This window comes from Rhodococcus sp. 320_ES (genome assembly GCF_059691855.1).
The window spans coordinates 44,345-57,570 of record NZ_JCAWAG010000004.1 but is presented as its reverse complement, the minus strand read 5'-3'; the positions used below and the strand labels follow the sequence as shown (position 1 = coordinate 57,570).

Genomic DNA, 13,226 nt, shown 5'->3' with positions numbered 1-13,226 from the left:
AGGGGCACCCTCGGTCGATCCACCGGTGTCGGGGTGCCCCTGAGTCCGCTACGGGGCGGGCCTGTACTCCACCAACTCGAACGACTCGCGTACCACGGCCCGCATCTCTGCCAACCCGCCCGTGATCTCCCCGGCCGCCCGCGCCTGCACCAGGACGTTTCCCAGCGCGGACCCTTCGACCGGACCCGCGACGACGGGCAGACCGGTGGCATCGGCAGTCAGCTGACACAGCAGCGCGTTCTGCGACCCGCCTCCGACGATGTGCACCACCTCGACGTCGATGCCCGCCAACTCGCCTGCGGTGCGGACGGATCGGGCGTAGGCGGCGGCGAGGCTGTCCATGATGCACCGGATTGTCTCGGCGGGCGTCGACGGCACCGGCACCCCCGCCGATGCGCATTCGGCTGAGATGCGCGACGGCATGTCACCGGGCGGTAGGAACACCGGCAGGTCCGGATCGATCACCGAAGTCCCGGCCAACGACGACGCTTCGGTCAACAACTCGGTCAGCGACAGTGAGAGTCCTTCGCGTTCCCACTGCCGCAAGGACTCCTGCACCAACCACATCCCCATGACGTTGCGCAGAAGGCGGACCGTGCCGTCGACGCCCGCCTCGTTGGTGAACCCGCCGTCGCGGGCCTGCTCCGTGACGACGGGTTCCTGCGTCTCGACGCCCACCAACGACCATGTCCCCGAGGCGATGTAGGCGAATCGGGGTGTCGACGCCGGCACCGCGACGATCGCCGACGCCGTGTCGTGCGTGCCCACTGCCACGACGGACGACCTCGAGCCCACCAGCTCTGCAACGTCCGGTGTCAGCGCGCCGACAACTGTGCCGGGAGAGACCAGAGAGGGAAACACGTCGGAGGGTAGACCCAGTGACGAGATGGACTCACGGTCCCACGTCCTCGTCACTGGATCGAGCAGACCCGTCGTCGACGCGTTGGTCACCTCGCCCACCTGAACACCGGTCAGCCAGTACGCCAACAAGTCCGGGATCATCAGCAGGCGAGCCGCTACACCCAACACGTCGGGACGCTCGGTCTGCAGTTGAAACACCGTATTGAACGGTAAAGCAGCAATCCCGTTGCGCGGGAACAGGTCCTCGTGGTCACCGTCGGTACGCGAGTCGCGGTAGTGGAACGGCACCCCGAGCATCCGGCCATCCGCGTCGAGCAGCGCGTAGTCCACTGCCCACGTGTCGATCCCAACGGACGTCAGGGGCTCGTCCACAGAGTCGACCAGTGACCGCAACCCGTCCAGCACTCTCTGGTACAGGTCGAGGATGTTCCAATGCAGCGACCCGTTCAACCGCACAGGCCGGTTCTCGAACCGCGCCATCTCGATCAGCTCGATACGGCCGTCGACGATGCGGCCCAACATCACTCGCCCACTCGACGCCCCCAGATCGACCGCCGCGTACGCACTCACCTGAGGAACGCGGCCGCGACACCCGCATCCACCGGAATGTGCAGCCCGGTCGTGTGCGTCAGCTCGCCACCCGTCAAGGCGAACACGGCGTTGGCCACGTGCTCCGGAAGCACCTCGCGCTTGAGAAGCGTGCGCTGGGCGTAGTACTCACCCAACTTCTCCTCCTCGACGCCGTAAACGGCGGCGCGCTTGGCGCCCCAACCGCCGGCGAAGATGCCGGACCCGCGGACCACACCGTCGGGATTGATGCCGTTGACGCGGATGCCGTGGTCGCCGAGCTCGGCTGCCAGGAGCCGAACCTGATGCGCCTGATCCGCCTTCGTAGCCGAGTACGCAATGTTGTTGGGACCGGCGAACACCGAGTTCTTCGACGAGATGTAGACGATGTCGCCGCCCATGCCCTGCTCGATCATGATGCGCGCGGCCTCGCGCGAGACGAGGAACGAGCCGCGGGCCATGACATTGTGCTGGAGATCCCAGTCCTGAAGGGTGGTGTCCAGCAGCGGCTTCGAGATGGAGAGACCGGCGTTGTTGACCACGAGGTCGACGCCGCCGAACGCCAACACGGCCTCGGCGAAACCGGCGGCGATCTGACCTTCGTCGGTGACGTCGGCCGCGATGCCGACGGCGACGTCGGACCCACCGATCTCGGCAGCGGCCGCAGCCGCCTTCTCGACATCGAGATCGGCGATGACCACGCACGCCCCCTCGGCCGCGAGCCGTGTGACGATGGCCTTGCCGATGCCCGACGCCGCCCCGGTGACCAGCGCGACGCGGGTGGCGAGCGGCTTCGGTGCGGGCATCCGCGCGAGCTTGGCCTCCTCGAGTGCCCAGTACTCGATGCGGAACTTCTCCCGCTCGTCGATCGGGGCGTAGCTGGAGACCGACTCGGCGCCACGCATCACGTTGATCGCGTTGATGTAGAACTCTCCGGCCACGCGGGCGGTCTGCTTGTTCGCCCCGAAGGAGAACATGCCGACACCGGGGACGAGCACAATCGCGGGGTCGGCGCCGCGCATGGCGGGGCTGTCGGCGTCGGCGTGCTCGGTGTAGTAGCGGGCGTAGTCCTCTCTATACGCGGTGTGCAATTCGCGTAGCCTCGACACCACGTCGGAAAGAGGCGCAGAAGGAGGCAGATCCAGCACCATCGGGCGCACCTTGGTCCGCAGGAAGTGATCGGGGCACGACGTCCCCAACGCCGCCAGCCGGGGATGCTCCGACGACGCGAGGAAGTCGAGAACGACGTCGCTGTCGTCGAAGTGGCCCACCTGCGGCCGGTCCGTCGACGCCAGTCCGCGAATCAGGGGGAACAGGGCGGCGGCGCGGGTGCGGCGGTCCTCCACCGGGCCGAAGCCGTCGAGCGGGGGACCGAAGGGGTCCGAGCGGCCGTTGTCCGCCAGGAACTGTTCGGCGGTGCGGATGATCTCCAGTGAGCGCGCTTCGCTCTCCTCACTGGTGTCACCCCACGCGGTGATGCCGTGCCCACCGAGGATGCAGCCGATGGCCTGCGGGTTCTGCTCGGCTATCGACGCAATGTCCAGCCCCAGCTGAAATCCCGGTCGGCGCCAGGGGACCCAGACGACACGATCACCGAAGCACTTGCGTGTCAGTGCGTCCCCGTCCGCGGCGGTCGCGAGTGCGATGCCGGAGTCCGGGTGCAGATGGTCGACGTGGGGAGCCTCGACCAGCCCGTGCATGGCGGTGTCGATCGACGGTGCCGCGCCGCCTTTGCCGTGCAGGCAGTAGTCGAAGGCGGCGACCATCTCGTCTTCGCGGTCGACTCCGGGGTAAACGCCCTTCAGTGCGCGGACGCGGTCGAGACGCAGCGCAGCCAGACCGGCCGGCTTGAGGGTCCCGAGGTCACCGCCGGAACCCTTGACCCAGAGCAATTCCACGTCCTCACCGGTGACCGGATCGGTCTCGGTGCCCTTGGCGGAGGTGTTGCCCCCGGCGTAGTTGGTGTTGCGCGGATCGGCGCCGAGTCGGTTGGACCGGGCGATGAGATCGTCGATCGTGCTCACTGAGACAGCTCCTGATTAGACGTGTGTGTACGAAATGCCGAGCAACTCTGCTGCGGCCTTGATGTCCTTGGCGCGATGGCCGGTGCAGAGCGCCCAGTGGTGCCCGGTTCCGGTGGCGCTCCAGTCGTCCGTCCACTCGCCGGGATCGCGACCGAAGTCGACGCGGGAGGTGGTGTTGCCGATCTGCAGCAGCGGTCCCGGAACGACGGTCCCCTCGGAGGTGATGAAGCTGAACGAGCCGTCCCGGTTCTGGCCGACGGCGAACGTCGTCACCGGGCCGGGTTGGACGTCGAACTCGACGCTGATGCCGTTGCCACGTTTACCGTGGTAGACGCCCAGCCCGCGTAGAAGTGGTTCGGCAGAGGAGATTTGAAGATGGGCCGGTCCGTCGTGGCCCATCTCGACGACGCCGTCCCGGAAGTTCAGAGCCTGCAGCTCGGTGAACGATCCACCGGCACCGAGACGGTCGGCGATGAGCATCGCGACGGCGGTGCGAATGTCGTATTCGCCCGCCAGCGGAACGCCCCGAGCGGTCAGTAGCGAGGCGCCCAGAATCATTCCGGCGCCCAGGCGTTCGTGCAGTTCCCCGTCGAGTCCGCGGTGGTAGTAGGCCATGGCGTCGAGACCGAAGTCGTCGACCAACCGGTCGAGCCCGACGGAGACCTTGGCTCCCCAGGCGAAATCATCGTCCACCACCGAGTCGTCGATGTGAAAGACGCTGCGCGCCAACTCAACTCGTTCTCCCACCTGAGTATCGGTGACGTCCTGCACGCGAACACGGAGGTCATCGAACTCCAGCACTTCGACGTGTGCACCGAACTGCGACGAGAGCAGCGTCATGTCGGTGGAGATGTCGAGCATGCCGGGGTAGAGGTGGCCCATCAGGCCGAGTCGTGCGTGCCGGAGTGCTGCGCGGGCCGACGCGGCGCGGACCCACGCGTCGATCCGTGACCAGGCGTTCTCGTCGTGCAGATAGCCCGAGACGGAACGGAAGTCGATACCGCTGCGACGGAAGACGTTGGCCACCTCGGGGAGTGGGCACTGACCGCAGTAGGCGAGCCACTCCCCGGTCCCCGTGGTGGCGTGGTCCATCGCCTCGGTGGGTTGGAGGTCGATCAGCAGAACCGGGGCGTCGACGCGTTGGGCGATGGGTAGCACCATCGAGGAGGTGAGGTAGGTCGTGAGGAAGATGACCACGAGGTCGCAGTCGGCAACCCGCAGCGTCTCCGCGGCCGCGCCGGATTCCACCGCGTCGGAGACGAATCCGGCATCGATCACCGTTGCTTCTTGCTTCTCGAAGCGCTCGGTGACGTACTGCGCGGACTGCTGCAGCGTTTCGAGGAGTCCGGGGAACTGCGGCCAGTAGGCGCCCAGTCCGCCGGCGACCAACCCGATCCGAGTTCTGCGGGGCGCGATGCGTTCGAGCATCACGCTCCCCACCCGGCCTGCTGCCCGCCGACTCGGTCCGTCTCGACGCGTTCCATGTACCCGGATCGGGCGAACGCCGCGACCGGATCCCGATCCAGTCCCTGCGATTCGCGCAGATCGCCGAGGGGCCCACGGACGTCGGTGTTATACGCGTCCATGAGGACCGCGTGGGCGCCGAGGATGTCACCGTCGATCTGCGCCTTCTCCAACGCGGAGGCGTCGACGAGCAACGCCTTGGCGGTAGCCTCCTGCACGTTCATGATCGAGCGGATCTGGCCAGGGATCTTCGGTTCGATGTTGTGGCACTGGTCGAGCATGAAGTTGATGCCCGACTCGGGCAGATGCGCACGGACGGAGACGATCTCGTGCATGATGCGGAACAGCTGGAACGGGTCCGCAGCACCGACGATCAGATCGTCGTCCGCGTAGTTGCGCGAGTTGAAGTCGAACGCGCCCAGCTTGTTGTGTCGAATCAGCTGCGCCACGATGAACTCGATGTTGGTGCCCGGCGCGTGATGGCCGGTGTCGAGCACCACTTTCGCTTGGTCGCCGAGAGCGAGGCAGTGCAGCAGCGACGTGCCCCAGTCGGGGATGTCGGTGTGGTAGAAGAACGGCTCGAAGAACTTGTACTCGATCAGCAACGTGTGGTCCGCGTCGAGGCCGGCGTAGATCTGTTGCAGCGACTCCGCGAGACGGTCCTGCCGAGCCCGAATCGAGTCCTGCCCTGCGTAGTTGGTGCCGTCGGGCAGCCACAGCTTGAGGGTCTTCGATCCGGTGGCGCGCATGACGTCGATGCACTCGAGGTGGTGCGCCACGGCCTTCGCGCGAATACGTGTGTCGGCGTTGGTGAGTGAGCCGAGCTTGTAGTCGTCGTCCTGGAAGACGTTGGAGTTGACCGCACCGAGTGCGACGCCGTGGTCAGCGGCAAACGAGGCCAAAGAGGAGAAGTCGTCGACCTTGTCCCACGGAATGTGCAGGGAGACGCGAGGAGCGGCGCCGGTGACGCGGTGGACCTCGGCGGCGTCGGCGACCTTCTCGAACGGGGTGCGGGGGACGCCGGGGGTGGCGAAGACCTTGAATCGAGTGCCCGAGTTGCCGTAAGCCCAGCTCGGGACCTCGATGCCGAAATCGGCGAGCGCCGAGATGTCCTGTACAGCAGCGGTGGTCATGACACGTCACTTTCAAGTTGAGTCTCGAGGTGGAAGAGCTCGCGCAGCAACGTGAACCCCTCGTCGGGGGTGGCAGACCCGAGGCCCGTGAAGAACGGAGCCATCTGGGCCTGCCACCGTGCGTTGACGTCGGTACTGCTCATCGCTGCCTGCGCTGCGTCGAGGTTCTCGCTCTCGACGTATCCGACGATCAGGCCGTCGTCACGGATGTGCAGGGAATAGTTGTTCCAGCCGTTGGCTTTCAGCGCCTGGAGCATCTCCGGCCACACCGAGGCATGACGCATCGAGTACTCCGGAACCGATTCCGGTCTGAGCTGCAGCGTGAAGCAGTACCGGTTCATCTCTAGAAGTTGTACTGGTCGATGTTGGCGGCGTCGAAGACGGTGGGCGGCCCGAGGACCAGTTCGCCGTCGACGCCGATCGTGTACTCGCCGAGTTCACCGGCGGTGAACTTCTCACCTTCGGCGCCGGTGATCTGACCGGAGGCCAGGGCTGCGCCGGCGTAGGCCGCGAGGTAACCGATGTCGGTGGGATCCCAGAGCGCGAACTGCTTGACCGTGCCGTCCTTGACGTACTCCCGCATCTGATTCGGGGTGCCGAGGCCGGTCAGGACAATCTTGTCCTTGTACGACGATCCCGAGATGTAGCGTGCCGCCGCAGCAATGCCGACGGTGGTCGGGGAGACGATGGCCTTCAGATCGGGGTAGGTCTGCAGCAGACCCTGCGTTTCCTGGAACGACTTCTGGTCGTCGTCGTTGCCGTAGACGGTGGTGACGAGCTCGATGCCGGAGTAATCGGGGTTCGAGGCGAGTTCGTTCTTCAGCACCTCGATCCAGGCATTCTGGTTGGTGGCGTTGGGGGTTGCCGAGAGGATGGCGATCTTGCCGGAGCCACCTATCTGGTCGCTGGTCATCTTGGCGAGGGACTCGCCGACGCCTTCCGTGGTGGCCTGGTTGATGAACAGGTCGCGGCAGTCCTTCGACGCGTCGGAGTCGAAGGTGACCACCTTGATGCCGGCGTCGCGCGCCTGGTTCAGCGACGGGCACACCGCGTTCGGATCGTTGGCCGCGATCGCGATCACGTTCTGCTGCTGTTGAATCAGGGTGTTGATGTAGGAGACCTGCGAGGACGCGCTAGCGTCGTTGGGGCCGACGAGCTTGTACTCGCCACCGAACTCTCCGGTCGCCTTCTCGCCGCCGGCGACCTCGATGTCGGAGTACGGGTTGTTCAGCTGCTTGGGCAGGAAGCCGAACTTGAGGCCGCTCTGAATCTGTGCGTCCGGGTTGGCGGTCCCGGTGACGCGGCTGGCGCTGTCGGACGACTCCGTTGCCGAGTCCTGAGTGGTGCCGCCACAGGCGGTGAGGGCGAGTGACAGGACTGCGAGCCCTGCCATCGGAGCCAGGATCAGGCGCCGAGAAGTTCGGAACATGAGGAACCTTTCGTAGTGAATTCAGGGACGAGACAGTGACGTACGGACTTTGGTGATGATGTTGGGAAGCAGCACCGCGACGATGAGTAGAACTCCGGTGACGACCGTCAACGCCTCGTTCGAGATGTCCTCGAGGCGGAGCGCGTTCTGCAGTGCCGCGAGGAGCACCACGGCGGCCAGGACACCGACGAGTCGACCCTTGCCTCCGAAGATGGAGACGCCGCCGAGCAATACCGCTGCCACGACGGACAATTCGAGCCCAGACCCGTTGTCGGCGCGAGCGCTCGAGTACCGCAGGCTCCACAGCACTCCGGCGAGCGCCGCGACCGCACCGGCCACGACGTAGAGCCAGAACTTGATGCGGTTGCCGTTGATGCCGGCGAACTTCGCCGCCGTGGCGCTGGCGCCGGTGGCGTAGATGTTGCGGCCCAGCGACGTGAACTGCAGCACCGCACCGAACACGACGGCCAGGATCACCAGCGGGATGGCGAGGTTCGGTATCGGGGTGTCGCCGATCGTTCCGGTGACCCACGAGGTGTAGACGCGCGGAAAGTTCGACACGGCCGTGTCGCCCAACAGGACGAAGGCGAGTCCGCGGAAGAGTGCGAGCGTACCGATCGTGACTGCGAGAGAGGGTAATCCGAGCGTTGCCACCAGGAAACCGTTGAGGGCCCCGAGGAGTGCGCCGAGCAGGATGCACATCGGGATGATCGCTTCGATGGTGAAGCCGTTGTTCCACATCCATCCCATCGCAGCACCGCTGAGGCCCAGGGTGCTGGCGACGGACAGGTCGATCTCACCGGTGACGATGATGAGCGTCATCGGCAGGGCGATGAGGAAGATCGGGGCGAGGTCGAGCACCAGGAACGTGAAGTTGGTGGTGCTCCCGAAGTCCGGGTTCATCACCGACGCGCCGAGCACGACGACGATGGTCAGGAAGATGATCGCGGTGTCCCAGCTGCCCAACAATTCTCGGACACGGCTGGTCTTGACTACCGGAGCCTCGGGGCGGGTGGCGAGATCACTCGACATGAGCGCTCCTCTTCCGAAGTTGCTGAGCGGCACGCACTGCCGCGATACGGTCTGCCGCGATGGCGACGAGAATGAGTGCTCCCACGATGGCCTGCTGCCAGAACTGATCGATCTGCAGCACCGGGAGCGAGCTGTTGATGGTGGTGAGCAGCAGGGCGCCGAGCGCGGCTCCCCAGACGGTCCCCACCCCGCCGACCACGGCGACGCCGCCAACGACACACGCGGCGATGACGTTGAGTTCGTACCCGGTTCCGGCGGCTGCGTCGACGGTGCCGAAGCGCGCGGCGAACATGACGCCCGCGACACCGGCCATGGCGCCGGAGAACGCGAACGCGCCGAGAGTGCGCTTGCCGACGGAGATTCCGGCGAGCTCGGCGGCGTGACCGTTGGAGCCGATGGCGTAGAGGTCGCGTCCACTGCGGTAGCGGGCAAGGTAGATGCCGGCCGCGATCAGGGCCACGATGGCGACGAGCACCAGCACCGGTACACCCAGGATGTCGGCAGTACCGAGATCAAGGAACGAGCCGGGCATCTCGTCGGCGGTGATCTGTTCGCCGCCGGCCCAGAAGAACGCGATACCGCGGAAGATGTACATGGTGCCGAGCGTGACCACCAGTGCGGGAACCCCGCCGTAGCGGACGAGTAGCGCGTTGAAGACACCGCACACCGTTCCGACGACGATTCCGGCCAGGATGCCGAGAACGATGGGCGCCCCACCCTTCATCACCGAGCCGGCCGCGAAGGCGGAGAGCCCGAGTACGGATCCGACGGACAGGTCGATGTTCTTGGTGATCATGACGACGGTCTGTCCGACGGCCAGCACGCCGATGATCGAGGCGGCGAGCAGGAGGTCGCGCACACTCTGACCGGAGAGGAACGAGGTGTTCGTGGCCGCGGTGACGGCGATCAGGGCGACGAGGGCGGCGAGGATGCCGAGCGAACGCATCCGCAGGACCTTCTCCACCAGGGAGCCGCCGTCTCGGATGACGGGCTTGAGTGGTTCGGCGGCCGGTGCCGTCGGGGTGGTGGTGCTCATGCTGCGGACTCCGTTCCCATGGCCGCGAACATGACCGACTCTTCGGTGGCATGGGCCCGGTCGATCTCGGCGGCGATGCGGCCTTCACGCATGACGAGAACGCGGTCGGCCATGCCGAGAACTTCCGGCAGTTCGGAGGAGATCATCACGACGGCCACGCCTTCGCTGGCGAGCGTCGAAATAATCTTGTGGACTTCGGCTTTGGTGCCGACGTCGATACCGCGGGTCGGCTCGTCGACAATCAGGACGATCGGGTCGGTGGCCAACCACTTGGCCAGCACCACTTTCTGCTGGTTGCCACCGGAGAGGGTGCCGACGGGGTCGGTGATGCGGGCGAACTTGGTCTGGAGCTTGCGGGTCCAGTCGTACGCCGAGCGCCGTTCGGCGCCGCCGACGAGGAAACCGAAGCGCGCCAACGCAGCCGAGCGAGTCAGCGTCGCGTTGCGCTCGATCGACATCTCCGGAATCAAGCCCTGCTGACGACGGTCCTCCGGAACCAGGGCGATGCCGGCGCGCATGGCAGCCTTGGGGTTCGACGCTTTCAATTCTTTGCCGCGAACCTTCACGACACCGGAATCGCGGGGGTCGACGCCGAACACGGACTGCATCACTTCGGAGCGGCCGGCGCCGACGAGTCCGGCGAGCGCGACGATCTCGCCTGCCCGAACGTCGAAGCTGATGTTGGAGAACACCCCTGCGCGGGAGAGGTTCTGGACTTCGAGGATCACCGCGCCGGGTTCGACGTCGATTTTGGGGTACAGGGCGCCGAGTTCGCGGCCGACCATCTGCTTGATCAAGTCGTCGACGGTCATGCCGTCGAGCGGGGAGGTGGAGATGTGGCGGCCGTCGCGCATCACGGTGACGCGCTGGCACAGCTCGAAGATTTCCTCGAAGCGGTGCGAGATGAACAGGACTGCGGCGCCGTCGGCGCAGAGGGATCGGGCGACGCTGAACAGCCGCGCGACTTCGTTGCCGGAGAGGGCGGCGGTGGGCTCGTCCATCACGATCACCGACGCTTGGGTGGACAGGGCTTTGGCGATCTCGACCAGTTGCTGATCGGCGATGGAGAGGCCGCTGGCGAGACGATCGGGGTCCAGGGGGACACCGAGGCGGGTGAAGAGGGCGTCGGCGGCGGCGTTCATCGCGCTGCGGTCGATCATGCGTCCGTGGGTGGTGGGCTGCGCGCCGATGTAGATGTTCTCGGCGATCGTCAGGTCCGGGAAGAGCGTCGGTTCCTGGTAGATGACGGCGATGCCCTGCGCTTTCGCCTCGGCGGGGGAGCCGAGGGTGATCTCGGTGCTTCCCGAGAGGAGCGTGCCGGAGTCCGGCTTGTGGACACCGGCCAGCATTTTCACGATGGTCGACTTCCCGGCGCCGTTCTCGCCGACGAGTGCGTGGGCCTCCCCGCCGTAGAGGGGAAACGAGACACCGGAGACAGCGGCGACGCTTCCGAACGACTTGGTGACGTCACGGACTTCGAGCAGGGGAACAGCGGTGGGCGTCGTCGTGCTGGGGACGCTCATGCAAGCAACCTCCGTTGATCTGAACGCGTCTGATTGAAACGGTTCATTGAGTGGTTAGAAGCTAGAAGTGATGAGGGCCACGCGTCAACCCCGTGACCCCGATCACTCATCTCTGTGACTGAATAGTTATAACTGCTGATCGACGCGCATGACCGTCGGCGGAGGCCGACACGAACTCACGCAGGGTGTCCACGCTTGCGCAACTACCGGTAAACCGTTTCAATGACCCCAACGCAGGAGAAAGGGGGTGAGACGTGGCAGCCAGCATGCGCGAGGTCGCAGCCCTCGCTGGTGTCTCCATGGGAACCATCTCCAACGTGCTGAACAAGCCCGACATGGTCTCCGCCCCCACCCGCGAACGCGTCGAAGCGGCGATCGCTCAGCTCGGCTTCGTGCGCAACGACGCTGCCCGCCAACTCCGCGCCGGCCAGTCCCGCATGCTCGCCGTCGTCGTGCTCGACGCCCGAAACCCCTTCTTTCTCGACGTCGCGGCAGGCGCCGAATCCGTCGCCGATCGAAGCGATTTGCTGACGGTCATCGTCGGCAGCGGTGAGTCGGAGGAACGCGAGAATCGCCAGCTGCGTCTGCTCATGGAGCAACGCGTGCAAGGGATTCTGCTCAGCCCGGTCGGTGAGAACATTCCGATGCTCGACAAACTCGACCGCCAAGGCACCCCCGTCGTCCTGCTCGATCGCGGCTCTCGTGCACCGGGCAGGTCCTCGGTCGCTGTCGACGACGTCCATGGCGGGCGCCTCGCCGCGCGGCACCTGATGGACCTCGGACACCGCACCCTCGTCTACGTCGGCGGTCCGGAAAGCATTCGGCAAGTACGTGATCGACGATCCGGAGCCCTCGACGCCGTCGCCGAATCGGCCAGCACCCGCATGTCGACGCTGTGGGCGCCGTCGCTGTCCATCGAGGCGGGCGCCAAAGCTGCCGCCCAAATCCTCGACGCGACGGACCGGCCCACCGCGGTCGTGTGCGCCAACGACCTTCTCGCTCTCGGTGTGCTGCAGGAATGCGTGCAGCGCGGAGTGCGTGTCCCGGAGGAATTGGCCATCGTCGGGTACGACGACATCGACTACGCAGCCGGAGCGGCGGTTCCGTTGACTTCCATCGCGCAGCCTCGCGCCGAATTGGGCCGCGCTGCAGCCGAACTGCTGTTGCAGCAGGTCGCCGCGCCGGAGGGTCACGAGTTTCAACAGCTCACGTTCAGCCCGTCACTGGTGGTGCGCGGCAGCACCGATCCCGGCTGGCGCGCACTGTAAACGGGCGATGACGTCAGAGCGAACGGGTATGCCCGCGCCCATTGCGTGCTGACGCGCAGTGCGGAAGATTCGACCCCGGCCGCAGGCACAGAATCCGGGAAAGGCATCCGATGTCACGAGAGCACTTCGACGTCAGCGGTCAGGTCGCTGTCGTCACCGGATCGAGTCGTGGGATCGGCCTCGAGCTGGCCACCGGATTGTCCCGCGCTGGCGCGACAGTGGTGCTCAACGGCCGCGACGCCGACGCGCTCGAGCGTGCCCGCGCGCAGATCGCGTCGGAGACCGGCTCACCCGTGCATGCCTACCCGTTCGACGTGACCGACTCGTCCGCAGTCGCGCAGGCGGCGCGCGCCATCGAATCCGAGGTCGGTCGGGTGGAGATCGTTGTGAACAACACCGGCGTTCAACACCGCGCACCACTTCTCGACTTTTCCGACGACGACTTTCGACGCGTTCTCGACACCAACCTCACCAGTGCGTTCTTCGTCGGGCGAGAGTTCGCGCGGGCAATGGTGGACCGCGGGCACGGCAAGATCGTCAACATCTGCTCGGTGCAGAGTGAGCTCGGTCGAGCCGGAATCACCCCCTATGCGGCCAGCAAGGGCGGTCTGAAGATGCTGACCCGAGGCATGTGCGCCGACCTCGCACCTCACGGCATCCAGGTGAACGCGTTGGCGCCCGGCTACTTCGAGACCGAACTGACCCGAGCTCTCGTGGACGACGCAGATTTCAGTGCGTGGCTGAAGGCCCGCACACCCGCCGGACGCTGGGGTCGCACCGAGGAGCTGGTCGGCGCGCTCATCTTCTTGGCCTCTCCCGGAGCGGGTTTCGTCAACGGTCAGATCCTGTACGTCGACGGCGGCATGACAGCCGTCGTATGAGAAACGAG

11 protein-coding genes are annotated in these 13,226 nt (G+C 65.9%); 2 read left to right on the top strand and 9 right to left on the bottom strand.

All coding sequences use genetic code 11. The features are described 5' to 3' along the window. Nucleotides 1-48: 48 nt before the first annotated feature. Genes AC59JP_RS14725 through AC59JP_RS14685 form a run of 9 tightly spaced genes read right to left on the bottom strand, consistent with a single transcriptional unit; the run spans nt 49 to nt 11,069 of the window. Nucleotides 49-1,431 carry a rhamnulokinase gene (locus AC59JP_RS14725; RefSeq protein ID WP_497326551.1) on the bottom strand — a complete coding sequence of 461 codons (1,383 nt, stop codon included), beginning with the start codon at nt 1,429-1,431 and terminating at the stop codon, nt 49-51. Further along, complete coding sequence (locus AC59JP_RS14720) at nt 1,428-3,452, bottom strand: bifunctional aldolase/short-chain dehydrogenase (protein ID WP_497326550.1); 2,025 nt, start codon at nt 3,450-3,452, stop codon at nt 1,428-1,430. The genes AC59JP_RS14725 and AC59JP_RS14720 overlap by 4 nt, the downstream gene beginning before the upstream one ends. Nucleotides 3,453-3,467: 15 nt before the next feature. Continuing rightward, nucleotides 3,468-4,880 carry an arabinose isomerase gene (locus AC59JP_RS14715; protein ID WP_497326549.1) on the bottom strand — a complete coding sequence of 471 codons (1,413 nt, stop codon included), beginning with the start codon at nt 4,878-4,880 and terminating at the stop codon, nt 3,468-3,470. Then, nucleotides 4,880-6,049: an L-rhamnose isomerase gene (rhaI, locus tag AC59JP_RS14710; protein ID WP_497326548.1), complete on the bottom strand. Its 1,170-nt coding sequence runs from the start codon at nt 6,047-6,049 to the stop codon at nt 4,880-4,882. Before rhaI ends, AC59JP_RS14715 begins: the two co-directional genes overlap by 1 nt. After that, complete coding sequence (locus AC59JP_RS14705) at nt 6,046-6,390, bottom strand: L-rhamnose mutarotase (RefSeq protein WP_497326547.1); 345 nt, start codon at nt 6,388-6,390, stop codon at nt 6,046-6,048. The genes rhaI and AC59JP_RS14705 overlap by 4 nt, the downstream gene beginning before the upstream one ends. A 2-nt stretch (nt 6,391-6,392) precedes the next feature. Then, nucleotides 6,393-7,442 (bottom strand): rhamnose ABC transporter substrate-binding protein, encoded by a 1,050-nt coding sequence (gene rhaS, locus AC59JP_RS14700; RefSeq protein ID WP_497326546.1) that lies wholly within the window; start codon nt 7,440-7,442, stop codon nt 6,393-6,395. A gap of 57 nt (nt 7,443-7,499) precedes the next feature. Continuing rightward, entirely contained in the window at nt 7,500-8,510 is a 1,011-nt protein-coding gene (locus AC59JP_RS14695) for an ABC transporter permease (protein WP_497326545.1), read from the bottom strand. Next, nucleotides 8,500-9,546, bottom strand: coding sequence for an ABC transporter permease (locus tag AC59JP_RS14690; RefSeq protein WP_497326544.1), 1,047 nt, complete (start codon nt 9,544-9,546; stop codon nt 8,500-8,502). Before AC59JP_RS14690 ends, AC59JP_RS14695 begins: the two co-directional genes overlap by 11 nt. Then, complete coding sequence (locus AC59JP_RS14685; protein WP_188543669.1) at nt 9,543-11,069, bottom strand: sugar ABC transporter ATP-binding protein; 1,527 nt, start codon at nt 11,067-11,069, stop codon at nt 9,543-9,545. Before AC59JP_RS14685 ends, AC59JP_RS14690 begins: the two co-directional genes overlap by 4 nt. A gap of 254 nt (nt 11,070-11,323) precedes the next feature. On the opposite strand from AC59JP_RS14685, the gene AC59JP_RS14680 reads away from it, so the two are divergent. Both AC59JP_RS14680 and AC59JP_RS14675 read left to right on the top strand, forming a co-directional pair. Continuing rightward, nucleotides 11,324-12,337: a LacI family DNA-binding transcriptional regulator gene (locus AC59JP_RS14680; protein ID WP_497326543.1), complete on the top strand. Its 1,014-nt coding sequence runs from the start codon at nt 11,324-11,326 to the stop codon at nt 12,335-12,337. 110 nt (nt 12,338-12,447) lie between these two features. Then, nucleotides 12,448-13,218 carry a glucose 1-dehydrogenase gene (locus AC59JP_RS14675; protein WP_497326542.1) on the top strand — a complete coding sequence of 257 codons (771 nt, stop codon included), beginning with the start codon at nt 12,448-12,450 and terminating at the stop codon, nt 13,216-13,218. Nucleotides 13,219-13,226: the final 8 nt, after the last annotated feature.